Annotated in this window: 24 protein-coding genes; 16 read left to right on the top strand and 8 right to left on the bottom strand. The window is 64.4% G+C overall.

Annotation, left to right across the window (positions count from 1 at the left end):
• Positions 1 to 59: 59 nt before the first annotated feature.
• The 5 genes from EG885_RS03550 to EG885_RS03570 form a co-directional block, all read right to left on the bottom strand.
• On the bottom strand, positions 60 to 734 hold the full coding sequence (locus tag EG885_RS03550; protein ID WP_131573097.1) for a CerR family C-terminal domain-containing protein: 675 nt from the start codon (positions 732 to 734) through the stop codon (positions 60 to 62).
• 100 nt (positions 735 to 834) lie between these two features.
• The gene (locus EG885_RS03555) at positions 835 to 1,611 is read right to left on the bottom strand and encodes an anti-sigma factor family protein (protein WP_131573098.1); all 777 of its coding nucleotides are present in this window, start codon (positions 1,609 to 1,611) and stop codon (positions 835 to 837) included.
• On the bottom strand, positions 1,608 to 2,138 hold the full coding sequence (locus tag EG885_RS03560) for an RNA polymerase sigma factor (RefSeq protein ID WP_131573099.1): 531 nt from the start codon (positions 2,136 to 2,138) through the stop codon (positions 1,608 to 1,610). Before EG885_RS03560 ends, EG885_RS03555 begins: the two co-directional genes overlap by 4 nt.
• Before the next feature lie 21 nt (positions 2,139 to 2,159).
• Positions 2,160 to 3,623 carry a YncE family protein gene (locus tag EG885_RS03565; protein ID WP_131573100.1) on the bottom strand — a complete coding sequence of 488 codons (1,464 nt, stop codon included), beginning with the start codon at positions 3,621 to 3,623 and terminating at the stop codon, positions 2,160 to 2,162.
• 2 nt (positions 3,624 to 3,625) lie between these two features.
• Entirely contained in the window at positions 3,626 to 4,042 is a 417-nt protein-coding gene (locus EG885_RS03570; protein WP_207392189.1) for a DUF305 domain-containing protein, read from the bottom strand.
• Positions 4,043 to 4,219: 177 nt separating this feature from the next.
• Here EG885_RS03570 and EG885_RS03575 point away from each other — a divergent pair, with 177 nt between their 5' ends.
• Positions 4,220 to 4,600: a COG4315 family predicted lipoprotein gene (locus tag EG885_RS03575; RefSeq protein ID WP_131573101.1), complete on the top strand. Its 381-nt coding sequence runs from the start codon at positions 4,220 to 4,222 to the stop codon at positions 4,598 to 4,600.
• A gap of 92 nt (positions 4,601 to 4,692) precedes the next feature.
• On the opposite strand, the gene EG885_RS03580 is transcribed toward EG885_RS03575, so the two are convergent.
• Complete coding sequence (locus EG885_RS03580; RefSeq protein WP_207392190.1) at positions 4,693 to 6,576, bottom strand: putative bifunctional diguanylate cyclase/phosphodiesterase; 1,884 nt, start codon at positions 6,574 to 6,576, stop codon at positions 4,693 to 4,695.
• A gap of 274 nt (positions 6,577 to 6,850) precedes the next feature.
• On the opposite strand from EG885_RS03580, the gene EG885_RS03585 reads away from it, so the two are divergent.
• The 4 genes from EG885_RS03585 (at position 6,851) to EG885_RS03600 (ending at position 11,106) form a co-directional block, all read left to right on the top strand.
• Positions 6,851 to 8,047, top strand: coding sequence for a DUF932 domain-containing protein (locus tag EG885_RS03585; protein WP_131573103.1), 1,197 nt, complete (start codon positions 6,851 to 6,853; stop codon positions 8,045 to 8,047).
• Between the two features lie 171 nt (positions 8,048 to 8,218).
• On the top strand, positions 8,219 to 10,342 hold the full coding sequence (locus EG885_RS03590; RefSeq protein WP_131573104.1) for a ParB/RepB/Spo0J family partition protein: 2,124 nt from the start codon (positions 8,219 to 8,221) through the stop codon (positions 10,340 to 10,342).
• A 57-nt stretch (positions 10,343 to 10,399) separates the two neighbouring features.
• Complete coding sequence (locus tag EG885_RS03595) at positions 10,400 to 10,621, top strand: hypothetical protein (protein WP_131573105.1); 222 nt, start codon at positions 10,400 to 10,402, stop codon at positions 10,619 to 10,621.
• Positions 10,622 to 10,692: 71 nt separating this feature from the next.
• Positions 10,693 to 11,106 carry a hypothetical protein gene (locus EG885_RS03600; protein WP_131573106.1) on the top strand — a complete coding sequence of 138 codons (414 nt, stop codon included), beginning with the start codon at positions 10,693 to 10,695 and terminating at the stop codon, positions 11,104 to 11,106.
• A 72-nt stretch (positions 11,107 to 11,178) separates the two neighbouring features.
• Here EG885_RS03600 and EG885_RS03605 read toward each other — a convergent pair whose 3' ends face one another.
• On the bottom strand, positions 11,179 to 11,538 hold the full coding sequence (locus EG885_RS03605) for a hypothetical protein (protein ID WP_207392191.1): 360 nt from the start codon (positions 11,536 to 11,538) through the stop codon (positions 11,179 to 11,181).
• Positions 11,539 to 11,778: 240 nt separating this feature from the next.
• Between EG885_RS03605 and EG885_RS03610 the strand changes: the two genes are divergently transcribed.
• The 3 genes from EG885_RS03610 (at position 11,779) to EG885_RS03620 (ending at position 18,393) form a co-directional block, all read left to right on the top strand.
• The gene (locus EG885_RS03610) at positions 11,779 to 16,098 is read left to right on the top strand and encodes a strawberry notch family protein (RefSeq protein WP_131573107.1); all 4,320 of its coding nucleotides are present in this window, start codon (positions 11,779 to 11,781) and stop codon (positions 16,096 to 16,098) included.
• Positions 16,098 to 17,144: a DUF7146 domain-containing protein gene (locus tag EG885_RS03615; RefSeq protein WP_131573108.1), complete on the top strand. Its 1,047-nt coding sequence runs from the start codon at positions 16,098 to 16,100 to the stop codon at positions 17,142 to 17,144. The genes EG885_RS03610 and EG885_RS03615 overlap by 1 nt, the downstream gene beginning before the upstream one ends.
• Before the next feature lie 316 nt (positions 17,145 to 17,460).
• A complete protein-coding gene (locus tag EG885_RS03620; RefSeq protein ID WP_131573109.1) occupies positions 17,461 to 18,393 on the top strand; it encodes a DUF2493 domain-containing protein in 933 nt (310 codons plus the stop codon).
• Between the two features lie 10 nt (positions 18,394 to 18,403).
• On the opposite strand, the gene EG885_RS03625 is transcribed toward EG885_RS03620, so the two are convergent.
• Positions 18,404 to 18,967, bottom strand: coding sequence for a flavin reductase family protein (locus EG885_RS03625; protein WP_131573110.1), 564 nt, complete (start codon positions 18,965 to 18,967; stop codon positions 18,404 to 18,406).
• Positions 18,968 to 19,295: 328 nt separating this feature from the next.
• Between EG885_RS03625 and EG885_RS22630 the strand changes: the two genes are divergently transcribed.
• From EG885_RS22630 to EG885_RS03655, 8 genes are all read left to right on the top strand, one after another.
• On the top strand, positions 19,296 to 19,460 hold the full coding sequence (locus EG885_RS22630; RefSeq protein WP_165571025.1) for a hypothetical protein: 165 nt from the start codon (positions 19,296 to 19,298) through the stop codon (positions 19,458 to 19,460).
• A gap of 142 nt (positions 19,461 to 19,602) precedes the next feature.
• A complete protein-coding gene (locus EG885_RS03630) occupies positions 19,603 to 20,043 on the top strand; it encodes a hypothetical protein (protein WP_131573111.1) in 441 nt (146 codons plus the stop codon).
• Positions 20,044 to 20,626: 583 nt separating this feature from the next.
• Positions 20,627 to 20,953, top strand: coding sequence for a DUF736 domain-containing protein (locus EG885_RS03635; RefSeq protein ID WP_104952801.1), 327 nt, complete (start codon positions 20,627 to 20,629; stop codon positions 20,951 to 20,953).
• 190 nt (positions 20,954 to 21,143) lie between these two features.
• Positions 21,144 to 21,389 (top strand): helix-turn-helix domain-containing protein, encoded by a 246-nt coding sequence (locus EG885_RS03640; protein ID WP_008830084.1) that lies wholly within the window; start codon positions 21,144 to 21,146, stop codon positions 21,387 to 21,389.
• Positions 21,390 to 21,518: 129 nt separating this feature from the next.
• Positions 21,519 to 21,782 carry a DNA -binding domain-containing protein gene (locus EG885_RS03645; RefSeq protein ID WP_165571026.1) on the top strand — a complete coding sequence of 88 codons (264 nt, stop codon included), beginning with the start codon at positions 21,519 to 21,521 and terminating at the stop codon, positions 21,780 to 21,782.
• A gap of 123 nt (positions 21,783 to 21,905) precedes the next feature.
• Complete coding sequence (locus EG885_RS23540) at positions 21,906 to 22,217, top strand: transcriptional regulator domain-containing protein (protein ID WP_223262840.1); 312 nt, start codon at positions 21,906 to 21,908, stop codon at positions 22,215 to 22,217.
• Positions 22,218 to 22,290: 73 nt separating this feature from the next.
• Complete coding sequence (locus tag EG885_RS03650) at positions 22,291 to 22,662, top strand: DUF2285 domain-containing protein (RefSeq protein ID WP_131573112.1); 372 nt, start codon at positions 22,291 to 22,293, stop codon at positions 22,660 to 22,662.
• A gap of 138 nt (positions 22,663 to 22,800) precedes the next feature.
• Positions 22,801 to 23,082, top strand: a complete 282-nt coding sequence (locus EG885_RS03655; protein WP_131573113.1) for a helix-turn-helix transcriptional regulator — start codon at positions 22,801 to 22,803, stop codon at positions 23,080 to 23,082.
• Positions 23,083 to 23,087: the final 5 nt, after the last annotated feature.

The raw sequence follows: 23,087 nt of genomic DNA on the forward strand, positions 1-23,087 counted from the left end.
CGTACCGACGTCAGCACCTTGTCCAATCCGATTTGAGGATAGTGCAATAATTGAAAGCGTTATGATGCCGCGCGAACAAGTTCGGGCTGAATCTCCTCCCCAAGCGCCAATATGACTCGCCAGTTCTGACGCGCGGCGTGCTCTATGGCCGCCATGTCATCGGCGTTTCCAGGGTCGCGCCCCGTCACGCGCTTCGACATCTCTGCTGCCGTGCAGACCATGCGAGCTTGCCCAAGGACAGCCAACGCCTTCAGCCTGACCTCAGCGCTCGTCCAACGCCCACGGCCAAGCTGCAGAATGAAGTCGATCAAACGGCCGCAAACGCGCACCAGCAGCCGGTCATAGAGAACATCGTAAGCAGGGCCCGGCTTCAACTGCTCGCGCGCGATGAAGCTTGCCCAAGGCGCGCTTCGATCATTCAGCATCAGCCGCACCAAGATGGAAACCAGCTCGTCGATGCCCTCACGGATATCGTGGTCGCTCATTGCGTTGGCAGAACCGCTAATCAGGACGTTCTCGAACAATACGCCGCACTGCGACGCGATGTGGTCCGCAACCGCCAGATACAGCCCGTCTTTACCGCCGTAGTGGTAAGTGATCGATGACATCGCGGTGCCAGCGGCTTCAGCAATCGCGCGCGTGCTCGCGCCCTCAAACCCCAACCGGGAGAACTGGTCCAACGCCGCCTCGAGGAGGCGGTCAGTGGAGGCAGTCGTCGACACAGGCTTGGCCATAGGTGATCCGTAGACGCGGCCTTCCTATTCCTCAATCGTCGTGCGGCAGTCTGGCCGATTTGCCGGCTGCCTGCCGGAATCTCACCCGTAAAAATGCGGATCAGGTCCTCGCTCGGAACTGCCTGCGCGCTTCGTCGGCGAGGGGATGAAGCAGGCTCGCATTGTCGCTGCCGCCAACGAGGCTGTACCCCATGCCGTTGTCGGCCCAGGCGTAGCCAAAGACGTCGCCTTCGCGATGCTCCGCCATTGATGCATTCTGGTCCTGCACCATCGGCCGCATCAGGATTGCAATCCGACCGCCCTTCGCATCGTCATACATCAGCAGGCCCGCCGGTCCGTTTCCTGTTGCGACGACCCGGCCGCCCATGAACTGATATCCGGCCGCGGTGAGATCCGGGACCGCAATCTGGCGCGACAAGCGATTTTCGACCCAGCGGACCAGGGCGGCGCTGTCTGCCGCAGCGATCTCTACAGGGCGGCCGCGATCCGGTCCAAAGACGGCGTAGGCGTATGAGGCCTCCTGAGCCAACGCATTGATGCCGACACGCTGTTCGGTTCCGACGCCCCGCAGCATCCAGCCGCTTGCGCCCCCGACAAGAAGGAGGAGGCAGGCCGCTGCCGCGGCTCGCCAGCCGCCCCAGTCGCGGCGGCGTCGCGAAGCGGCCAGGTGCGTGAGATTGAGTTGTGGGGGCACAGGTTCGGCTGCGATCGGCCCCAATACCGAGCGGAGCGCTTCTCTCTGAACTCCGAACACCGCAGATCGGGCGGCTACATCCGGATTGCGCTCCAGATAGGCTTCCACCTCAAGGCGCCGGGCCAAGGGCAGCGCATTGTCGATATATGCGTTGAGATCGTCTTCGGAGATCGGACGGCTCATTTGACCCTCCTGAGCGTGGCTCCCGTCGTCGCTGATCGACCCGGGCCTTCTTCAATGATTTCGGCAAGTCGGTGCCGCGCCCGCGAGAGGCGCGACATCACGGTGCCCAACGGGACGCCGAGCACGGCTGCCGCCTCCGCATATGAAAGATCTTCAACAGAAACTAGGAGGAGCACACTGCGGTGATCATCCGGAAGCTTCGTGAGGGCGGCGAGAACCGCGCTATGGTGGAGGTGATCTTCCTGCGCTGGAGCGGTCGCGAACAGGGCCTCGCTCACGTCCTCGACCGGTATATGCGGACCGCGACGCGTCTTCTGCTTCAGCCGATTGAGTGCGAGATTGTGCAGGATCGTGAAGACCCATGTACGGGCGTCGCCATCGGCGCGGCGCTGATGCCAACGACTGATCACGCGCTCGAGACAATCCTGCACCAGGTCGTCGGCCCCCGCCTGGTCGCGCAGCAGGCTGCGCGCGTAGCGCCGCAGCGACGGTATCAGCGGCTCAACCAGGGCCATCATGTCCTGCATGGCTATCTCCGATCGCCCGATTCAGGAGGCTCGCGACTGGACCTGGACCGGGTCGCCATGCTCTGAAACCGTGCCGGGGACAATGACCAGATAGCGAGCCTGCCCGCCTGTTCGGTCCCTGACCACTTGCCGAATCGGCCCCACCGCGTTCACAACCGCCGAGCCCGCCGGATTTGTCTTGAAGCTGGCGAGCGGCTCGATCGGTCCTGAACCATCGGCCCGTTCTGCCAGCCCGAGGATATAGGGCTTGCGTGGCTCCAAACCAGCCACTGCGGCTTGAAGAACCTGGGTCAGACCCTGATCGAAGAGGGAGACGCTCGTTTGACCGCGTGAAGCCGTAGAGGCGTCAACTGGACTGAGCGTGAGATGGGTTGCTTGCGCCGCGACACCGAGGGGCTGGAGCCCGGTCGTTCCATCGCCCTGGGGCACTGCGTTGGCGACATAGACCACGGCTTGAGGGGCCTGGCCGACCGGAATTTGCGCGACGATCCGGTTGGTCGCCGTGTCGATCGCCGCGACCGCGTCGCCGTTTTCAATGCCGACATAGATGCGGCTTCCGTCGCCGGAGGGCCAAAGGCCGTGCGGCAGCTGACCAACCGGGATTGCTGCAACCTCCTCGAAATTGTCGGTGCGGAAGACCTTGACCGTGTTGAGGCCCCCGACCGTGACATAGGCAAAGTCGCCCGTCATCGTGTGCGCGAAATTGACATGGTTGGTGAGCGGCCCGGTGTCGATCGTGCGAATGACGTTGAATGGTGGCTTGGCGTCGAAGACCATGACACGGCCAATATCCTTCAACGTCAGCCAGACCTGCCGGCCGTCGGGGCTCGCAGCGATGTTCGGGCAGAACGGCGAGTCCTGTTTGATCCGCCCGACGATCTGATGATCGCCCAGTCGGATGGCGACCGTCTCGGCCGTGAACGACGAGCAAACATATCCATATTCCCCGCTCGGCGAGAAGATCTGCATGCCGGGGCCGGCGGGAACGCGAATGCGGGTTTTCTCAGCATAGGTCGCCGCATCGATTACAGAAATATAGTCCTCACCCCGTACCGTAACCCAGAGTTCGCGCCCGTCCGGGGTGAAAAAGGCTTCGTGCGGCGAGCGGCCGATATAGGTCGTGGCCTTCACCGCGTTCGTGGCGGTGTCGATGAATGTGACGGAATTGGAGCCGATCGACACGACGGCGAGCGTCTTCCCATCGGGCGCGAAGCCGAGACCATGCACGAGAACCTGCCCCCGATAGAGTGGGCTTAGGTTGGCGGGCTGCGGATCGCCGAGCCGGATGACGCCGAGCAAGCGATTGTCGGCAGGACTGATCACCGAGACGGTATTGGAGAACTGGTCAGCGGCATAAATCCGGTCGGTGCGACTGATCGGGATGTCGGCGCTTGACGCTGCGCGTGGAGCTTGACCAGCCAGTGCTGGCGCCAGCGACAAGAGCGAGCAGCCGGCGAGTACGAGGGCGAGCAAACGATGGTTCATGATCAACGATCCTGTTCTGTTTTCACGTCAGCGAGCGCTGCAGCTGCCGGAGGATCGATCGCGAGACGCATCGCTCGGATTTCATCTTCCTGGGTCACGATGATCTCCTGCGCTAACCGCCGCACGGCCACGTTCCGGCTTGATCGCAGCACGGCCCGGGACATATCGATTGCGCCCTGATGATGCGGGATCATCATCGCGATGAAGTCCCGATCGACGTCGCCAGTGGGGGCCACATGCATCGCCGCCATCATCCGCTCCATCGCCGCGTCGTTCTCGGCGACGAATGTCTTGGCTTCCTCCGAAAGCGCCGACGCGGCCTCTGCGGGGCGCTGGTGATGAGCGTGCTGCGCGGCCGCCGAAAGCGGGAATGCCATTACGATCGCCAAGGCGGCAATCGCTCGTGTTCGGTTGTTCATGGCTTTCTCGCTCCGTCTACCGGGTTGGAGCGGAAGACAACGCCGCGGCGGATTTATTCCAACGGACCGAAAAATTTCTTGCCCCTTAAAAATCCACGACAAGAATTCTGGCGGCGCGGGAATAATTGCGCTTCCCGATTGTCTCTCGGCGGTCACGACCTCACCACGGAGACAACCATGCTCACTAAAACCGTACTCGCCGCGATACTCGCAATCACCATGTCCGGCGCGGCCTTCGCTGCCGAGCCCGCCAAGACCGGCCAGAGCGCCAAGGGACCGACGCTCACTAATGACCAGGGCATGACGCTCTATACGTTCGACAAGGATGCGAACGGAAAGTCCGCCTGCAATGGCCCTTGCGCGGCCAACTGGCCTCCTCTGTCCGCGCCCGGCGATGCGCAGGCAAGTGGCGGCTACACAGTCATCGCCCGCGATGATGGGTCCCGTCAGTGGGCCTACCGCGGTCGGCCGCTCTATACCTGGGTAAAGGACGCCAAGCCGGGCGACATCACCGGCGACGGCTTTCTGAATGGCGCCTGGCACGTCGCCATGCCGTGAGGCTTTTGCGGCCTGTCAGCGGCTCCTGTCCACTGGCAGGCCGACCCAGCCGACGCGAGTCTTGGCGCGTCGGTCACGCCAGATCGCTAAGCTCAGCTTGCCGCCGCGCGGCGTTGCAGGGGTAATTCCGAACCGGTTTGCTTAAGCACGGCCCCTTGTCCTGCAAACAACGGTGTAACCCCGGGGATTCCCTGCGCATGTCTGCGCAGCAGCGTCTCTATATCCTTGCTGCCTACCGCGCGAGAAAAGGCAAAGCCCTGCCCAAGCTGGCAGCCCATCGCCCAAAGCTGGCTAGCCTGCACTTCCGTCTCGATGCCCTCGGCGACCACGCGAATGTCCAGGCGGCGCGCGATCTCGATGAGGCCCTCAACGATCACCATGCTGGCGTCATCTGGCCATAGCCGGGCAACGAACGCCTGGTCGATCTTGATGATGTCGACCGGCACGTTCAGCAAATGTGTGAGCGATGCGTAGCCGGTTCCGAAATCGTCGAGCGCGACGAGCACGCCGGCTGCGCGCAGGGACTCGATCTCCTTCGCGACAACACGGTCACGTCGCCCAAAATACACGTCTTCGCTCACCTCAAGGATGATGTGGTTCAGCGAGACACCGGCGCGCCCGAACGCGGCCTGAAGCTTTCTCGCCACGCTGCCCGTGTAGAAATCGGCCATCGAAACATTGATACCGACATGCTGGACCGGAATTTCACCATCCAGCCAACGGCGGATATCTCCGGCAACGGCGGCCAGCATCCGTTCTGTCAGTTCTGCGGCGACATGGGCGTCTGTCGTCGCCTCATAGAAGTCGCTAGCGGTAATTAGTTCACCTTCGACCGTGCGCATTCTGCAAAGCGCCTCGAGACCGATGATCTCGCCGGTGTCCAAGCGCACCACGGGCTGGTAGTGCGCCTCGATACGATCGTCCTTAAGCGCCTCGGCAACATCTCGAATGGCATCCCGCCTCCGCGTGATGCGACTACCGATGCCCGGCCAATAGCGGACGAAGCCGCCGCGTCCGGTCTCCTTGGCGTGGTAAAGCGCAAAATCGGCGGCTTCGCTCACGGCCATTGCCGTCGCTTCAGCCTTCGCGAGCACAGCTCCCCCGATCGTCGCGCGCGGCACCACCATATGGCCAGCGCACGGCGCCGGCAACTCGAGCGCCGCGAAAATGCGTGCTGCGGCCGCGTCGAGATCGCTAAGCACGTCCGGCGCCTGCATGACGACGGCGAATTCATCGCCGCCAAGCCGGAACGTGATGTCCGGCGCCATTACGCGCGCGATGCGGCTCGCTGCGGTCCGGATCAGCGCATCGCCAGCGAGGTGGCCGAACGTGTCGTTCACGACCTTCAGATTGTCCAGATCGAGGATGAACAGCCCCCACGAACCGACATCGTCGCAGGGAATGTTCGCCATCGCCGCCTCGAAGGCCGACCGGTTTGGCAGGCCAGTCAAGGCGTCGATATTCGCCCGCCGCTCCCGGGCCGCAATCCGTTCGTTGCGACGAAGTGCGATTGTGCAGAGGTCCACGCAGGCCTCGGCCAACGCCCGTTCCGTGCTGTCGGGCACGTGCGCGTCACGGTGATAGAGCCCCAGAACAGCGACCGCATTGCCTTCGTCATTCACGATCGGCATGGACCAACAGGCTGTCACGCCGAGACCATCGAGACGCGATGCAAACTTCGCACAGCGCGGGTCGATGGCCATGTCCTCGATCACCACGGTCTGCCGAAGATACGCAGCAGTTCCACAGGCGCCGACTTCGGGGCCGATGACCATGCCGTCGAGCGCGGCGGAATAGTCGTCTGGAAGACTGGGAGCCGCCAAGGGATGAAGCAGGCCTGCTCGGTCGACGGTTAAGATCGAACAGACGGTGCCGGGAAGTTGGGTTTCGACGAGTTCGCAGATCCGCCGCGCCGTATCCGTCAGCGGTTCGCCGTTTGCTATCATCCGGAGTATTTCATTCTGGATGCGCAGCAAAGAAGATCCGCCTGACAACATACTTGACGAGAGGTGCGACTATAATAGCCGTGCCCGGTAAATGGCGGCGTAATTGATATACTAAAATTCGAGTTAAACTTCGCTTTGATGAGGGGAAAGCCTTCCCCTGCGGCCGAGCCTAGCGTCTCGTCCGACCCCTTCTGCGGGGAGACCCCGCAACGCCCCCCCCGAGAGTGAGAGTGCGGAGGGATTTTCCGTGACGGGTTGAGGGCTGGAGAAGAGGTCTCCGGCGCCCGTCATGGAGATTGGTCCCATGACCCAGGTTTCAGTTCTCGACGCGCGCCGCGACACCAGCGGCGGCTACAAGGTTGATGTCGGCCGCGGCGAGCGGATCGGCCGCGTTTCGTCCGAATGGTTTTCGCGCCCGGCCGACGAGCGCTACCTTTCTCTATCCGAGTTGGCTCGGGCTGTTCGCGACCGTGCCGACCACAGCCGGACGCGCGTGGTGGAAAGCGCGCTCATCCATGTGGAGGCGAACCGCAGCGACCCGGAGCGGTTGGCGCTCATCCTGCCAGGCACGGATACGCCCATCGCCCCAACCCATTGGAGCTTCGGCCAACTGGCCAGCCTGGTCGGCGCGCCGGCCGCCTATCTACGCCAACTCCCAGCACCGCTCGCCGCGATCAATCTGCAATATGGCCTGACGTCCAAACGGGCCGAGCAGATCAAAACGCTCGAAACCGATAACGGCCGCATCGAGCTGCGCGCCGTCACCGGCCCGGACTATGGCCGTATCTTCGACTACGAGCTGGTCGAGGCCGTGCAGCGCATTGCCGGCAACGGCACGGGCGACACACGCTGGAAAGTGCCCGGCGTGCTGGACTGGTCGACCGGCATTTACAATCCGCGCGTCGACATTACCAACGATACGACAACGCTTTACGCCTCGGACCGCGACGTCTTCCTGTTCCTGGTCGATGATCTGAACCCGATCGAGGCCGGCCGTCTGCCGGATGGCTCGCCCGACCTCTACTTCCGGGGCTTCTACTGCTGGAACTCGGAGGTCGGCGCCAAGACGCTCGGCATGGCGAGCTTCTATCTGCGCGCGGTTTGCCAGAACCGGAATCTTTGGGGCGTGGAGGATTTCGAGGAGATCACCATCCGCCACTCCAAATATGCCGCCAACCGCTTTGCCCATGAGGCCGCACCGGCACTGGCGAACTTCGCCAATTCCTCAGCCCTGCCTTTCGTCAACGGCATTAAGATGGCCCGCGAGCGGATCGTGGCGCGCACCGATGAGGATCGTACCGACTTCCTGCGCCGCCGCGGCTTCTCGAAGGCCGAGACCAGCAAGATCATCGACACGGTGCTCGCCGAGGAAGGTCGCCCGCCCGAGAGTATCTTCGATTTCGTGCAGGGCATCACCGCCGTCGCGCGCGACAAGCCGCACCAGGACGCTCGCCTCGACATGGAGGGCAAGGCGAAGAAGCTGCTCGATCGAGCCGCCTGACCTCAGCAAAGCCGGAAATGCGGTTTTCCGTGTTTCCGGCTTTGCGCTTCCGCGTGTCCCAATTCCGTTGCCTGGCGCTGCCCCCTTTAGAGGAAGAGGGCGGCGCTTCGCTTCGTGACGGGTTTAGGGCTGAGAGAGAGTCTCTCGGCGCCCGTCGCGGAGACTACCCCGATGGCTACTGCCGTTCAGAAGATCACCCTGTCGTCCTCGCGCGACATCCCTTTCAACAAGCTGGTTCTGTCCCAGTCCAACGTCCGGCGCGTGAAGGCCGGCGTCTCGATCGAGGAACTGGCCGCCTCGATCGCCCGTCGCGGCCTGATCCAGAGCCTCAGCGTCCAGCCCGTCGTTGACGCCGAGGGCGTCGAGACCGGCATGTTCGAGGTCCCCGCCGGTGGCCGGCGCTTCCGCGCCCTCGAACTTCTAGTGAAGCAGAAGCGCCTCGCCAAGATCGCGCCCGTGCCCTGCGTGGTGCGGAACCGCGACAGTGAGATCCTCGCCGAGGAAGTCTCGCTGGCGGAGAATATCGAGCGCGCTCCGCTTCATCCGCTCGATCAGTATCGCGCCTTTCAGGACATGCGCGGCAAGGGCATGACCGAGGAGGAAATCGCCGCTGCGTTCTTCGTGCCGGTGAATGTGGTGAAACAGCGGCTGCGCCTTGCGTCGGTCTCGCAAACGCTCCTCGACGTCTATGCCGAGGATGGCATGACGCTGGAGCAGCTCATGGCGTTCACGGTCTCCGAAGACCATGCGCGCCAGCAGCAGGTCTGGGACGCGATCAAGGACGCTTGGTCCAAGGAGCCCTATCAGATCCGGCGTATGCTGACCGAGACGACGGTGCGCGCTTCCGACAAGCGTGCCGTCTTCGTCGGCATCGAGGCCTATGAGGCGGCGGGCGGCATCGTCATGCGCGACCTGTTCCAGTCCGACGATGGCGGCTGGTTGCAGGACGTAGGCCTTCTCGACCGCCTCGTTGGCGACAAGCTGAAGGCCGAAGCCGAGACGATCGCCGCCGAAGGCTGGAAGTGGATCGAGGTGGCCGTGAGCTTCCCGTATGACGCGGCACGCGGCCTGCAGGAGATCACCGGCACGGCGCTGGACCTCTCGGCCGAAGAGCAGGCGACCATCGACGCGTTGAATGCCGAGATGGCGAAGCTGGAAGCCGAGTATCAGGACGCCGACGAGCTGCCGGACGAGGTTGATCAGCGCCTCGGCGAGATCGAGGCCGCGCTTGCGAGCTTCGAGGATCGTCCGGTCCACTACGAGCCGGCCGATATCGCCATCGCCGGCGTGTTCGTCAGCATCGACGCCGACGGCACGCTCACGGCCGATCGCGGCTTTGTGCGCCCCGAGGACGTTCCGGTCGTTCCGGTCGACGGCGAAGGTGACACCGGGTCGGAGACCGATAGCGCATCGCGCGAACCCACCGGCCAGACGGTGCAGCGCGCCGTCATCACCATCGGCGGGCAGCCCACCGAGCCGGAAGATGACGACGAAGACGACGCCATCAAGCCTCTGCCCGAACGCCTGCTCATCGAGCTGACCGCCTACCGCACGCTCGCACTACGTGATGCCGTCGCGAACAACCCGCACGTCGCCATGACGGCGCTACTGCACAAGCTCGTCTCGGACCGGTTCATGACCCGCATGTATAACGGCGCCATGGAAGCGGGGGTGAAGCACATCTACTTCCCCGTTCAGGACGAAGAACTGAAGGACAGCCCCTCGGTGCGGGCGGTGCAGGAGCGGCACGACGCCTGGGCCGCCGACATCCCGAAAGACGACGACGCACTTTGGGATTGGCTGGCGGGCCTCGACGACACCAGTCGCATGGCGCTGCTGGCGCACTGCATCAGCTACGGCGTCAACGCGCTCTACGAGCGGCCTAACCCGCACAGCTCCAGCGGCGTGTCCCAGCATACGCTCGATATGCGGCTGGCCCAGGCTGACCGCCTGACGCGCGCGACCGGTCTCGACATGGTGGAGGCTGGCTGGCGTCCGACGTTTGGCAACTACCTCAATCGCGTGACCAAGCCGCGTATCCTCGAAGCCGTCCGCGAGGCGAAGGGCGAACAGGCCGCCCAGCTCATCGACCATCTGAAGAAAGGCGATATGGCCAAGGAGGCCGAACGGCTGCTGGCCGACTGCGGCTGGCTGCCCGAACCGCTGCGCCTCGCCGATGTCGCCGATCAGCCTGATGCCGGTGACGCCGAGGCTCTGCCGGACTTCCTCGCCGGTGACGATGACGAGGCGGTCGAGACCGACGAGGACGCGTCCGACCTCATCGCTGCCGAATAGGCCCGTTGGCGGGGAGCGACGCCGATCGCTCCCCGCCTTTTCTCAAGGAATCCTCCGATGGACACACCCGACACCGACGCGCCGCGCCGCGTCGTCTTCCAATATCTCGTTCCCGTTCACGTCGAGGTCGAAGACGGCCTCGTCGCCCAAGTGACGGTGATCGACGAAACGCTCGTGCGCGACCCCACCGTCGTCGAGGGCGACGCCAGCTATCTCGACGAGGCGTTGCGCGCCTCCGACGACGGCCAGCCATGGCCGTCCTGGCAGTTCGGCTACTGAGCCGAACCCACACCATCATTCCACCTCGAGCCCGGCCCCGCGCCGGGCTCTTTTTGTTTCAGGAGACCGCCATGGCGGAGTATTTCACACGCTTCTCTTGCCTGCTGGACGTGGGCACGGTCGAGAACGCCGCGCGCGCGCTCGACATCTACAATGACCTAATGGTGCAGAACGCCACAGAAGACCCTCCGGCCGAGCCGTTCCTGCTTTCGATCGAACCGGAACATGGCCCCACGCGCCTGTGGATGCGTGATCCGGGCACCGCCGACCCCCAGCTCCTCGTCACCTTCGTGACACGCTGCGCCGAGACCTTTGGCCTCGCCGGACGCTGGGGCTTCCAATGGGCCGGCGTCGCCTCCGAGCCGCACATCGACGGTTTCTCCGGCGGCGCCCATGTCCTCGACCTGACGACCGGGCAGACCGTCGCATGGATGAGCAGCGGCCGCTGGCTTGCCGATCGCCTCGCTGCGGGAGGTGCGTCATGAGCATCCCGGACCATGCGCGTGACGAGGCTTACACGCCTCCGAATGGCGGTCCCGGCATCACAGATTGATGCGCTACCAGACCGCCACCTCCCACTGACCGTTCACGCGTGCGAAGCCGATCGGCCGGTTCTGCGGTGTGGCGTTGGCCCTGGTCGTGTCCATCGTGAGCTGCGTCATGCACGTCACGCCCGGTCCGACGCCGCCGGGAGAACAATCGCCAAGCTTCAGCGTCGCATTGGCGAGCGAGGTTCCCGTGAAGAGCCGGTGGCGGCGGAGGGCGGCGATGGCTTCTTCCTCGCTCGGCTGCGCGACACCGGCGACGGCCGCGGCAGACGCGCCGCCCGGAGAAATCATGGGTCGCGCCACGAACCCCGCGCCGAACCCCAGCACCAGGCATCCCGCCGCCACCATGCCAATCGCGCTTCCCTTCATCTCCGTCTCTCCCTTGACCTCGCTGGTGAAGCGGTCACGCGCCCTCGATTGTCGAGGCCGCTGCCCGCCATCTGTTGGATGACGAAGTGTAGCGGCGCGCGGCCGACCCCGGAAGACGAAGCGGTCAAAAGGTCATAGCGCGCGCCAGAGCGAGAGGTTGGCCGGGACGGGTTCGAGCCGGTGCGGTCGAGAGAGAGCGCCTGCCGGCTCGTCCGTTTCCGCTCTCCCGAGGTGCCCTCCATGACCATCGCTTCCTCATCCGCAGCCGTTCTGGCCGCGTCGTCTCCGCTTGCCGCAAGTCCGGCGCCGGCCGGGATTCTCGCCGCAGCCCACCATCTTCTTCCGCATCTTGAGCGGGGCCAGCCCGTCGATGCCGCGACCTTGCGCGGCGCGATGGAGGCAGCATTCGGCGCTTCCGACACGTCGGGCGCCTGGGACTGGAAGACGGCCTACGAGGCCTGCGAAGCGGCGACGGTGCTGTTTCTGCGCAAATACGGAAAAGCGGTTTTCCGCAAGTCCGGGTCTCCGGCCGCCAGTCTGCCCATGCTGACCAAGATCGCCGGCCTGATGCCGACGCATACACGCCGCTCGGAGGAGACGCAGGCCTTCCAGCAGTTCTCGACGCCGGTGCCGCTCGGCCTCGCTGCGCTCGCTGCCGCCGCCATCACACCTGACGACCGTGTGCTGGACCCCTCGGCCGGAACCGGGCTGCTCGCCATCCTGGCTGAAGCCGCCGGTGCTACGCTGATGCTCAACGAGCTGACTGACACCCGCGCAGCGCTTCTGTCCTCCCTCTTTCCGGCCATCCCCGTCACGCGGTTCGACGCCGCCCAGATCGATGATCATCTCGATCCAACCGCCGTGCCGAGCGTCGTGTTGATGAACCCGCCCTTCTCGGTGATGGCGAATGTCTCCGGCCGCATGGCCGACGCCGCCTATCGCCATGTCGCCTCGGCGCTGGCGCGTCTGGCCGATGGCGGACGGCTTGTGACGATCACGGGCGCAAACTTCGCACCGGAGCCACCGGCTTGGCGCGATGCTTTTACGCGGCTGCAGGAGCGCGGACGTGTCGTGTTCACGGCGGCGATCGACGGTGCGGTCTATGCCAAGCATGGCACGACCATCGAGACCCGACTGACAGTCATCGACAAGGTGCCCGCCGAAGACCCCACTGCGTTTCCGCCGTCGGCCGGCATTGCACCCGATGTCGTGACACTGCTCCGTTGGATCGAAGCCCAGGTCCCGCCGCGCCTGCCAGTCACACTGCCGCAGACGGTATCTGCGGCTTCGGCGCCTCGGACCGTGCACGGCTATCTCGCTCGCGCCGCGTCGTCGCCGGCCCGCACCATCGCCGAACCCGAAGGCATCGAACTCGCCTATGAGACCGTCGACTGGACCCCGCCCGAAGGCGGCCGGCTGACCGATGCCATTTATGAGGAATACGGGCTTCAGGCGATCCGTATTCCCGGCGCTCAGGCGCACCCGACCAAGCTGGTCCAGTCGGCAGCCATGGCCTCGGTCGCACCGCCGAAGCCGAGCTATCGGCCGACGCTCCCCGCCAGCATCGTCATCGACGGCATCCTGTCGGACGCCCAGCTCGAAACCGTGATCTATGCCGGCGAGGCCAATGGCGAATTCCTCGCCGGGGCCTGGACCGTGGACGAGACCTTCGATCTCGTCTCGGCAGCGCCCGACGATGCCCAGAACGCCGTCCGCTTTCGCCGTGGCTTCATGCTCGGCGACGGCACCGGCGCCGGCAAAGGCCGCCAGTCGGCCGGCATCATCCTCGACAACTGGATGCGCGGACGCCGCAAGGCGGTCTGGATCTCCAAATCCGACAAGCTGCTCGAGGATGCGCAGCGCGATTGGTCGGCGCTCGGCATGGAACGCTTGCTGGTGACGCCACTGTCGCGCTTCCCGCAGGGCAAGCCGATCACCCTCGGCCAAGGCGTCCTATTCACCACCTATGCCACGCTACGGTCCGACGATCGCGGCGAGAAGCTTTCGCGCGTCAAGCAGATCGTTGAATGGTTAGGCTCCGACTTCGATGGAGTGATCATCTTCGACGAGAGCCACGCCATGCAGAACGCCGCTGGCGGCAAGGGCGAACGCGGCGATGTCGCCGCCTCGCAACAGGGCCGTGCAGGCTTGCGGCTCCAGCACGCCCTGCCGAATGCGCGTATCGTCTACGTTTCGGCAACCGGGGCCACCACGGTCCACAATCTCGCTTATGCGCAGCGGCTCGGCCTCTGGGGCGGCGAGGATTTCCCCTTCGCCACACGGGCTGAGTTCGTTGAGGCAATCGAGGACGGCGGCGTCGCGGCGATGGAAGTGCTGGCCCGCGATCTCCGCTCACTCGGCCTCTACACCTCTCGCTCGCTCTCCTATGATGGCGTCGAATATGAACTGGTGGAGCACCAGCTCACCCCCGAGCAGACACGCATCTACGATGCCTATGCCGGCGCGTTTTCGATCATTCACAACAATCTCGACGCCGCGATGCAGGCGGCCAACATCACCGGCGATACCGGGACGCTGAACCGTCAGGCCAAATCCGCCGCCCGCTCGGCCTTCGAGAGCGCCAAGCAGCGCTTCTTCGGCCATCTCCTCACCAGCATGAAGACGCCGACCCTGATCCGTTCGATCGATCAGGACCTGGCCGATGGCCACGCCGCCGTCATCCAGATCGTCTCAACTGGCGAGGCGCTGATGCAACGCCGCCTGGCCGAGATCCCGACCGAGGAATGGAACGACGTCCGCGTCGACATCACGCCGAGGGAATATGTTCTCGACTACCTCGCCCATTCCTTCCCGGTGCAGCTCTATGAGCCGTTCACCGACAGCGAGGGCAATTTGTCGTCGCGCCCGGTCTATCGCGATAGACAGCCCGTCGAGAGCCGCGAGGCCGTCGCACGCCGTGATGGCCTGATCGAGACGCTCGCCAGTCTGCCGCCGGTGCCCGGCGCACTCGACCAGATAGTCCAGCGCTTCGGCACCGACATCGTCGCGGAAGTCACCGGCCGGTCCCGCCGGATTGTCAGGAAAGGCGAGCGCCTCGCCGTCGAGAACCGCGCCGCCTCCGCCAATCTGGCGGAGACCTCCTCCTTCATGGACGATCAAAAGCGCATTCTCATCTTCTCGGATGCTGGCGGCACGGGCCGCAGCTATCACGCCGACCTGTCGGTGCGGAACCAGCGGCTGCGCGTCCATTACCTGCTCGAACCGGGCTGGAAGGCCGACGCCGCGATCCAGGGGCTCGGCCGCACCAACCGCACCAACCAGGCGCAACCGCCATTGTTTAGGCCGATCGCCACCAATGTGAAGGCGGAGAAGCGCTTCCTGTCGACGATCGCCCGTCGGCTCGACACGCTGGGCGCGATCACACGCGGCCAGCGCCAGACCGGCGGCCAAGGCCTGTTCCGGCCCGAGGACAATCTGGAATCGCACTATGCGCGCGACGCGCTGCGCCAGCTTTACCTGCTGCTGGTCCGCGGCAAGGTCGAGGGGTGCTCGCTGCAGATGTTCGAGGACGCCACCGGCCTCAAGTTGATGGACGACAACGGCATCAAGGACGAGTTGCCGCCGATCACCACCTTCCTCAACCGGCTGCTGGCGCTGACCATCGGATTGCAGGGCATCCTGTTCATGGCGTTCGAGCAGCTCCTCAACGCCAAGATCGAGGGCGCGATCGCCAGCGGCGTCTATGACCTCGGGCTGGAGACGCTCCAGGCCGAGAGCTTCGTCGTCACCGACCGCCGCACCATCCACGTCCATCCGGGCGCCGGCGCCGAGACGCAGTTGCTCACGATCACCCGGCGCGAACGCAACCGGCCGACTACGCTGGACGGTGCGTTCGATCTTCTCGCAGACCGCCACGCGAAGCTCCTGGTCAACGGCCGCTCCGGTCGCGCAGCCGTACAGGTTCCGGCATCGTCCATCATGCTCGACGATGGCGAGGTCGAACGGCGCGTGGCGCTGATCCGGCCGATGGAACAGCATCACGCCACCCTCCGCTCGATGGACGAAAGCCTTTGGGAGGAAGCCGATCGGAACAGCTTCGCGGAGGCCTGGACCGCCGAGATTGCCGAGGTGCCGGAGTTCGCCGACAGCACGATCCACATCGTCGCCGGGCTTCTCCTACCGATCTGGAAGCGACTGCCGAACGAGTCAACGCGGGTCTATCGGCTCCAGACCGATGCGGGCGAGCGCATCATCGGCCGCCGCGTCTCGCCGGCCTGGGTCGCGGGCGCACTGGCGACGGGAGCGAGCACGTTGACCCCAGACGACGCGTTCACGGCGTTGATCGACGGCCGCACCATCCTCGACCTCGCCGAGGGCATGCAGCTTCGCCGCGTCCGCGTCATGGGCGCCAACCGCATAGAGTTGTCGGGCTTCACCGACGCGATGCGTGATCGCCTGCGCGCCTATGGCCTGTTCAGCGAGATCATCTCGTGGAAGCTGCGCTTCTTCGTGCCGACCGACGCCGCTGGCCCGGCGATCCTCACCAAGGTGCTGGAACGCTTCCCGGTCGAGCGCATCGGCGAGCGGGAGGCAGCGTGATGGCGCGTCATGATGCTTCCGAACTGGCGCAACATCTCGGCCGGCAGGCCGAGGCGGTCTGCCGTCATTACCTCTCGGCCGGACGTCGCGAGGGCCGTTATTGGCTGGTCGGCGATGTTCGCAACACGCCGGGGCGCTCGATGTTCGTGCGGCTGAAGGGCGGCGACACCGGCAAGGGTGCGGCCGGCAAATGGACCGACGCCGCCTCCGGCGAACATGGCGATCTCCTCGACGTCATCCGCGAGAGCTGCGGCCTGATCGACTTCAAGGACGTCACTGACGAGGCGCGCACATTCCTGTCGATGCCACATCCCGAACCTGACCACCCGCATGGTGGCGAGCGCAAACCACCAGCGCCAACCGGATCGCCGGAAGCGGCGCGGCGGCTCGTCGGCATGTCGCAGCCGATTTTGGGCACTGTCGTGGAAGCGTATCTGCGGGAACGTGCGATTACGGCTTTGCACGGAACCGGATCGCTGCGATTCCACCCGCGTTGCTATTACCGCCCGGACGAACATTCCCCGACCGAGACCTGGCCGGCGATGATCGCCTCCGTCACCGATCTGGCTGGCCGGATCACCGGCGCACATCGCACCTGGCTTGCTCCCGACGGCTCGGACAAGGCGCCGATCGACACCCCGCGACGGGCGATGGGCGATCTGCTCGGGCACGCGGTCCGCTTCGGTGTACCGGGCGAGGTGATGGCGGCCGGCGAAGGCATCGAGACGGTGCTGTCGCTGCGATGCGTGCTGCCCGACATGGCGATGGCGGCGGCGCTCTCGGCAGCACACCTCTCCGCCATCGAGTTCCCCGAGACGCTGCGCAGGCTCTATATCGCGCGCGACAACGATCCGGCGGGCGATGGAGCGATGGCGATGTTGATCGAACGGGCGAGCGCGGCCGGGATCGAGGCGATCGTCGTGTCTCCGAGACTGGGCGACTTCAACGAGGATCTCCGCAGCCTGGGAATGGAAAGCCTGCGGGCAGCGGCGCGGGTGCAGATCGCACCGCAGGATGTCGCGCGCTTCATGGCACTGGCGGCATAGCCGGCAGGAGTGATGGTGACGGCAACGCCGTCGCTTAGCACTCGCTCGGATGCTCCCAAGGGTCGAGGAGAGCCGCAACCCGGCCTTCGAGAGGGCGATCGGCCAGCAAACGGCCCGGACCAACAACGTCGGCGCCCGACTATTTTCCGGCGGCCCGTCGGGCCTTTCCATCGCGAAACAAAATAGCCGGCCTTCGCCGTCCTCCGCTGCGCTCCGGCCCTCTCGCTCCGCTCCGGGTGCAGGTCCGGTCCGCCCGCCGGCTTTCGTCGCCAGAAGGCCGCGAGGGTCGCGGTCACGCCGATGAAAGAGCATCCCGATGAGCGAGCACGACGACAGCTACGAGCCGCACCACGAATCATCCCCCACCGACCACGTCCTCAATGAGCTTCAGCTTTATGGCTACCGTCCCTTTGCGGATGAACCCGATGGAAGGCCGCTTCCCGAAGGCAACCACGTCGCAGGTGCGATCGCCGATATCTTCGACGCCCTGATCGTCACCCTGGAGGACACTCGCCTCGAGCCCGACCTCGACGATCTCCTCTGGTCGACGGTCAACGTCTTCCACCGCGCCACCGACCGGATCGAACGCGAGCTGGACGACAACGAGCAGGCGCAGCGCCGCGGGCAGCGCGAACAGGACGGCTCCGAAGTGAAGGCGGTCGAGCTGGAACGCCTGACGGCCGAAGGCCAGACGATGATCGAGCGCCGCAACGCCTTCGAGCTGATGCGCGACCAGGCCGCCGAGCACTACGAACGGCACACGCGCTCACCCTGGCGTCCTCGCAGCGGATCGATGGTCAACCATCGCAACCTGACCTCGGCGATGATCGACAGCCGCGACTTCCTCGCCGCGAAGAGGCGCGCCGACAACGAGGTGCTGCTCCCGGTAGGACCGAAGATCGCCATCACCGGCGGGCTCGACTTCAACGATCACACGCTGATCTGGGCCAAACTCGATCAGGTCCACGCGAAGCACCCCGACATGGTGCTGATCCACGGAAAATCGCCGAAGGGCGCAGAAAAGATCGCCTCCAGCTGGGCCGACCATCGCAAGGTCCCGCAGGTCGGATTTGCGCCAGACTGGACCAAACACGCCAAGGCCGCGCCGTTCAAGCGCAACGATCAGATGCTGGACGTCCTGCCGATCGGGGTCATGCACTTCCCTGGCACCGGCATTCAGGACAACCTCGCCGACAAGGCGAAGAAGCTCGGCATCCCGGTCTGGAAGTTCGGCACGGGTGGCGCGTGAGCGCCATCCACTATCCCAACATCTCGGGCCGGAATTGGGAGCGCCGACTGATGATCTTGCCGGACACCATGAACACACCGTCACCGGTATAATGCAGCGTCTCGGGATGCTTCGGCGACGAGGCGACGTGCGCCTTCACCACCTCGAAAATGAAGAAATTGTACTTCTCAACCAGTGCACCGTCGTGCAACCGGCATTCGAAGCTCGCATGGCACTCGCCGATCAGCGGCGCATCGACCTCGGTGGCGTCTTCGGCCGTCAGCGCGAAATGGGCGAACTTGTCGATCTCGCTCCCGGACGTGTTGCCGATCCCGACCACCGTGTCGGTCAGCGCCGTCGTCGGCAGGTTGATGACGCATTCGCCGCTGTTGCGGATCATCTCAAAACTGTGATTGCCGCCCGAGATCATCAGGCCGACGAGTGACGGCGAGAATTCCAGGATCGTCTGCCAGCCGAGCGTCATGATGTTGGTCTTGCCCTCCCATTTCGATGACACCAGCACGATCGGGCCTGGCTCCAGATAGTGGCGCACCTGACCAACGGGGAAATCGCTCTTCTTCGGCACCTTCGTCATGTAGCGACCTCGCAGGCAGTTACTCGTGCCGCAATATAGCGGTTGATGTCGACGGCATCACGACCGGTTGGACGCCTGGCGGACACGGCAGATGCATCGATGTCCAATTGTCTGGTTGCCCCTCTGACCGACGGAAAACCACCCCCGCATCCATTCGCTGATCCTTGGTCCAGCCGAAGGCCTGATGCCATCAACCCGTGAAGGGTCGGCTATGCGAGCATGCCGCCGCTCCAGCTTCGCCTCCGCGGTGATTGCGGCCCTCAGCCGGACACATCGGGCGCCTGTCACGCGGGGATGGTCCCCCGCCTCCAAGACAGGAGCCGGTACAATGTCCCTCAACGATGCACACGCCTACGCCTTCAGCCTCGCCACCACCCTTATGGTCGCGATCATCATCTTCAAGGCAGGCGACGGTACCCATTCTGTCACGCCCATCACCGAGTTCGACGGCGACGCCGAGATCGTGGCGGAGATCGATCCCTTCGCCCCCTGATCGGGGCGATCGCCAGTCGAGGACGCGGGAATCGAACCGATTTCCGCTCCCGTCGACGGTCATCTTCCGCTATACTTTAGATCGCGCCGTGGTGGTGGTGGAGGCGCGACCGTCAGACCTTTATCTCACGGAGACCACCGCCATGATCTTTATCGGTATCCTCGCCAGCATCGCCGCGATCGGCGGCCTGTGCTGGCTTTTGTTCACGCTGGCTGTCTTCGCGCTGCCGTTCTTCGCGGGCGTCAGCGCCGGGACATGGGCCTATCAGACCGGCGCCGGCTGGCTCGGCGCGATCGTCGTCGGCCTCGCCGCCGCCGCACTGACTTTGGGCCTCGGTCAGTTTCTGCTCGCCTTCATCCGTCCGCTCTGGATACGCCTCGCGATCGCCCTGGCGTTCGTCGCACCCGCGGCGCTCGCCGGCTACCACGCGACGCATGGCATCGTGAAACACACCATGCCCTCCGACGCCTGGCAGATCGTCTTCTCCGTCATCGGCGCAATCGCCGTTGGCATCACGGCGCTGATCCGGGTGACAGCGATGGCCCCGCCCGGGCCGACCGGGCAAAACATCGCGCGCGCCTGATATCGTCACCCGCGGCTGCAGGACAGGAGCTCATGCTTACCTCTCGCTCGCGCTCCTCGTCTGTAGGGTGCGCTTGCATGGCGTTGAAGCTGGGGTCCACGGCTAGCCCAGACCGGGGTGCCATCCTCTCGAAAAGCGGTACTGGAAGCGGCGCGGTGACAGCACTGCCAGCGTTGCGAGTGGCGATAGCGTGCGATCTCGCGCGTCCGTGCGGAAGCCGGCGGACATTTGGTTTGACGTTGCCGGGTGACATTGCGATCGCTCGATGTGACCACGGTCATGTCGGTCGAAGATGGGCGCCACGTTCTCCTGTAATGCGTCTCTGTCAGGTCGACCGCTCCAACACGGCCTCTTCAATGGACTGATCTGGCCGAAGGTCGGCTGCGCCTCGATCGCCTATGCCGCAACAGCGGCGTCGAAACTTTCATCCCCTGCCGGCTGCGCCGTCATTCCTCGCGAGACAAGAAAGTCCCTCCTTTGCTGTCAGGCCCCTGCGGGGTGCGCCGTCAATCGCCTCCGGCCTGTCGATCGCCATCGAGGCCGCAATGGTGCGGGCTCGGAACAGAGTTCAAGGAGAACTACCATGGCGACCATCGGCACCTTCAAGAAGACCGGCAACAACGAGTTCACCGGCGAAATCGTTACCCTCAGCCTCCAGACCAAGAACGTCCGCATCGTCCCCGATGCCCGCGCCACCGGCGAGAACGCCCCCAGCCACCGCATCTTCGTCGGCCGCGCCGAGATCGGCGCCGCCTGGTCCAAGACCTCCAACGAGGGCCGCGCCTATCTGGGCCTGAAGCTCGACGACCCCAGCTTCAACGCCCCGATCTACGCCAACCTCTTCGACGACGAGGAAAGTGAAGGCTTCAGCCTCATCTGGTCCCGCCCGAACCGCCGCAACGGCGAGTGAGGCCAGCGCGACGCCCCGCCCGGACAGTCCGGGCGGGGCCGATCGCTTGTCGGGCGACCGAATCAGTTTGCGTTCCACTGACTGCTAGGCCACCCCGCAAAGGCAGTATGAGGTAGCATCGGCCCGAAAGAACGACTATTATAGTCGTAGTTCTGGTGTGCGCGTATGTCCGAGTGGGAGGTGATCATGCATGATCACCGCCCGACAATCGCGGGCCGCACGCGCGTTGCTTGGATGGAATCAGGAGACGCTCGCTGACAAGGCCCAGGTATCACTGACCGCGCTGAAGCGCCTCGAATCCGCAAGCGGGCTCGAGGTGTATGAGACCACGCGCGATCAGGTGCGTCGGGCGCTTGAAGGCCACGGCATCCTCCTCCTGACCACCGACCAAGGCGAAGGTGTGATGGTGGTTCGTGGAAAAATCGACAAGCGATAGCGTCTCCCTTGCTAACCGCATGCCTTCGGTACGCCGTTGCCATCACCAGTGCCGATTTTGCTGCGATGCACCCGACACACGGTTAACAAATTCCACCGGAATGGATAAGAATGACTTCAGGGGACCGGTGTGACCAAGACAGTTTTCCTAGACCAGCCGCCCGATAGCTCGGTGCTCACGCCCTATGACCGCGAGCACCTGAAAACCTATCTGCGACTGCTGGATGCCGAGGCCGACGGTGCGTGCTGGGAAGAAGCGGTGACCGTTATATTCGGCCTCGACCCTGACAAAGATGCCCAGCGGGCTGCGCGCGTCTACACCACCCACCTGGCCCGCGCGAAATGGATGACCGAGAACGGCTTTCGCCATCTGGTCCGGTCGAGCTACCACTGATCCGACTGTGATGCGGAAGCTGCATCACGTTGCGCCACCTTCGAACTTCCCAAGCCAAAGACAACTTGGAATCGTGCTCTCCGCATTGCTCGCCCCAGAGAGGCGCGACGGGAGAGAAAAAGCATGTCTGAGGAAGGAAGTTGGAGAACTGGATCGGCGTATGACTATATTGATGGCCTGAATGCGCCAGATATCGCGTGGGAGTTTCTGCGGAGAAACCACGACTACCGACGGGAATATTCAGAACTTCAGCGCTTAGGGCATCTCGCTCCGGACAAAGCGCAGGCGTTATCCGATCGCTGGGGGTTATCTTTTCGCTATAGACCCTGCCCTCAGTGCGTTGACTACGGCTATCTCCTGGACCCTTACCGCCGATCCGTTCAAACTTCTCCTCGTTCCGTCACCAGCATCGCCCGCTGGCACAGGGGTAACTAGCGAACAAATTTCCTCTACTCCTCTTGCTGCCGACGGGACTCTTCGTCTCGCCGCCGGTGGCGAGACGTTCGACATGGCTTTTCATGGCGAAGCCGGCCACGCACCGCTCGCCGTCGTCGTCATACTCGACGACATCACGCCGGATCGGCTCCAGGCGATCGACCGTTTCTGGTCGACGATGTGGAGGCAGAAAACCCCACCCGACGATCGCCTGACCACGCCACGACGCCAGCGAATGCGAAGGATGCTCCAAGCGGTTGACGCGCACTATGCGGGTGAGACCTATCGCGCCATCGGCGAAACCCTTTTCCTTGGATACCAGATCGACGCGCAATCCTGGGTCGGAAACTCGGTTCGTGAAACAACGATCCGGCTCGTGCGCGACGGCGTGAAACTCGTCGAAGGCGGTTACCGCTCCCTCCTGCGCCGACCCCGCCGATCATAGCCTGCCTTCGGCCGGCTGGGGCGTGTCGACATTAGCGTTCTATCTTCGACATCGTCCGACCCACCGTCTTCACGCCACCGTGCTCTCGAACCGCCGCCTGACGGCAGCGGCCCCCAACGAGACCACGGAGGCTCGACAATGGCCGAAACTACCGCCGGCATTCCGCCACGCTACCTGCGAACGCAGGAAGCCGCTCGCTTCCTCGGACTGTCCGAGCGCACGCTTGAGAAGCACCGCACCTACGGCACCGGCCCGACCTACCGGAAGCTCGGCGGCCGAGTCGTCTACGCCATCGACGATCTCCAGACCTGGGCGGATCGCGGCCTTGTCAGCTCGACATCCGATCCGCGCGGCACGGTGCTGCCCGCCAAGAGGCAAGAGCCTGCGGACCGCCGCTTCGTCGGCCGGCAGCCGCGCTGAGGCGT

Origin of the sequence: Paracoccus nototheniae (genome assembly GCF_004335005.1) — a bacterium.
Taxonomy (GTDB): domain Bacteria; phylum Pseudomonadota; class Alphaproteobacteria; order Rhodobacterales; family Rhodobacteraceae; genus Paracoccus; species Paracoccus nototheniae.

Coding starts and splice junctions, on each gene's coding strand:
- EG885_RS03570 (WP_207392189.1), bottom strand. CDS start 4,042: ATGAACAACCGAACACGAGCGATTGCCGCCTTGGCGATCGTAATGGCA.
- EG885_RS03620 (WP_131573109.1), top strand. CDS start 17,461: ATGAGCGAGCACGACGACAGCTACGAGCCGCACCACGAATCATCCCCC.
- EG885_RS03600 (WP_131573106.1), top strand. CDS start 10,693: ATGGCGGAGTATTTCACACGCTTCTCTTGCCTGCTGGACGTGGGCACG.
- EG885_RS03630 (WP_131573111.1), top strand. CDS start 19,603: ATGATCTTTATCGGTATCCTCGCCAGCATCGCCGCGATCGGCGGCCTG.
- EG885_RS03550 (WP_131573097.1), bottom strand. CDS start 734: ATGGCCAAGCCTGTGTCGACGACTGCCTCCACTGACCGCCTCCTCGAG.
- EG885_RS03650 (WP_131573112.1), top strand. CDS start 22,291: ATGGCTTTTCATGGCGAAGCCGGCCACGCACCGCTCGCCGTCGTCGTC.
- EG885_RS03590 (WP_131573104.1), top strand. CDS start 8,219: ATGGCTACTGCCGTTCAGAAGATCACCCTGTCGTCCTCGCGCGACATC.
- EG885_RS03655 (WP_131573113.1), top strand. CDS start 22,801: ATGGCCGAAACTACCGCCGGCATTCCGCCACGCTACCTGCGAACGCAG.
- EG885_RS03575 (WP_131573101.1), top strand. CDS start 4,220: ATGCTCACTAAAACCGTACTCGCCGCGATACTCGCAATCACCATGTCC.
- EG885_RS03555 (WP_131573098.1), bottom strand. CDS start 1,611: ATGAGCCGTCCGATCTCCGAAGACGATCTCAACGCATATATCGACAAT.
- EG885_RS03635 (WP_104952801.1), top strand. CDS start 20,627: ATGGCGACCATCGGCACCTTCAAGAAGACCGGCAACAACGAGTTCACC.
- EG885_RS03615 (WP_131573108.1), top strand. CDS start 16,098: ATGGCGCGTCATGATGCTTCCGAACTGGCGCAACATCTCGGCCGGCAG.
- EG885_RS03605 (WP_207392191.1), bottom strand. CDS start 11,538: ATGAAGGGAAGCGCGATTGGCATGGTGGCGGCGGGATGCCTGGTGCTG.
- EG885_RS03560 (WP_131573099.1), bottom strand. CDS start 2,138: ATGCAGGACATGATGGCCCTGGTTGAGCCGCTGATACCGTCGCTGCGG.
- EG885_RS03640 (WP_008830084.1), top strand. CDS start 21,144: ATGATCACCGCCCGACAATCGCGGGCCGCACGCGCGTTGCTTGGATGG.
- EG885_RS23540 (WP_223262840.1), top strand. CDS start 21,906: ATGTCTGAGGAAGGAAGTTGGAGAACTGGATCGGCGTATGACTATATT.
- EG885_RS22630 (WP_165571025.1), top strand. CDS start 19,296: ATGTCCCTCAACGATGCACACGCCTACGCCTTCAGCCTCGCCACCACC.
- EG885_RS03565 (WP_131573100.1), bottom strand. CDS start 3,623: ATGAACCATCGTTTGCTCGCCCTCGTACTCGCCGGCTGCTCGCTCTTG.
- EG885_RS03585 (WP_131573103.1), top strand. CDS start 6,851: ATGACCCAGGTTTCAGTTCTCGACGCGCGCCGCGACACCAGCGGCGGC.
- EG885_RS03610 (WP_131573107.1), top strand. CDS start 11,779: ATGACCATCGCTTCCTCATCCGCAGCCGTTCTGGCCGCGTCGTCTCCG.
- EG885_RS03595 (WP_131573105.1), top strand. CDS start 10,400: ATGGACACACCCGACACCGACGCGCCGCGCCGCGTCGTCTTCCAATAT.
- EG885_RS03625 (WP_131573110.1), bottom strand. CDS start 18,967: ATGACGAAGGTGCCGAAGAAGAGCGATTTCCCCGTTGGTCAGGTGCGC.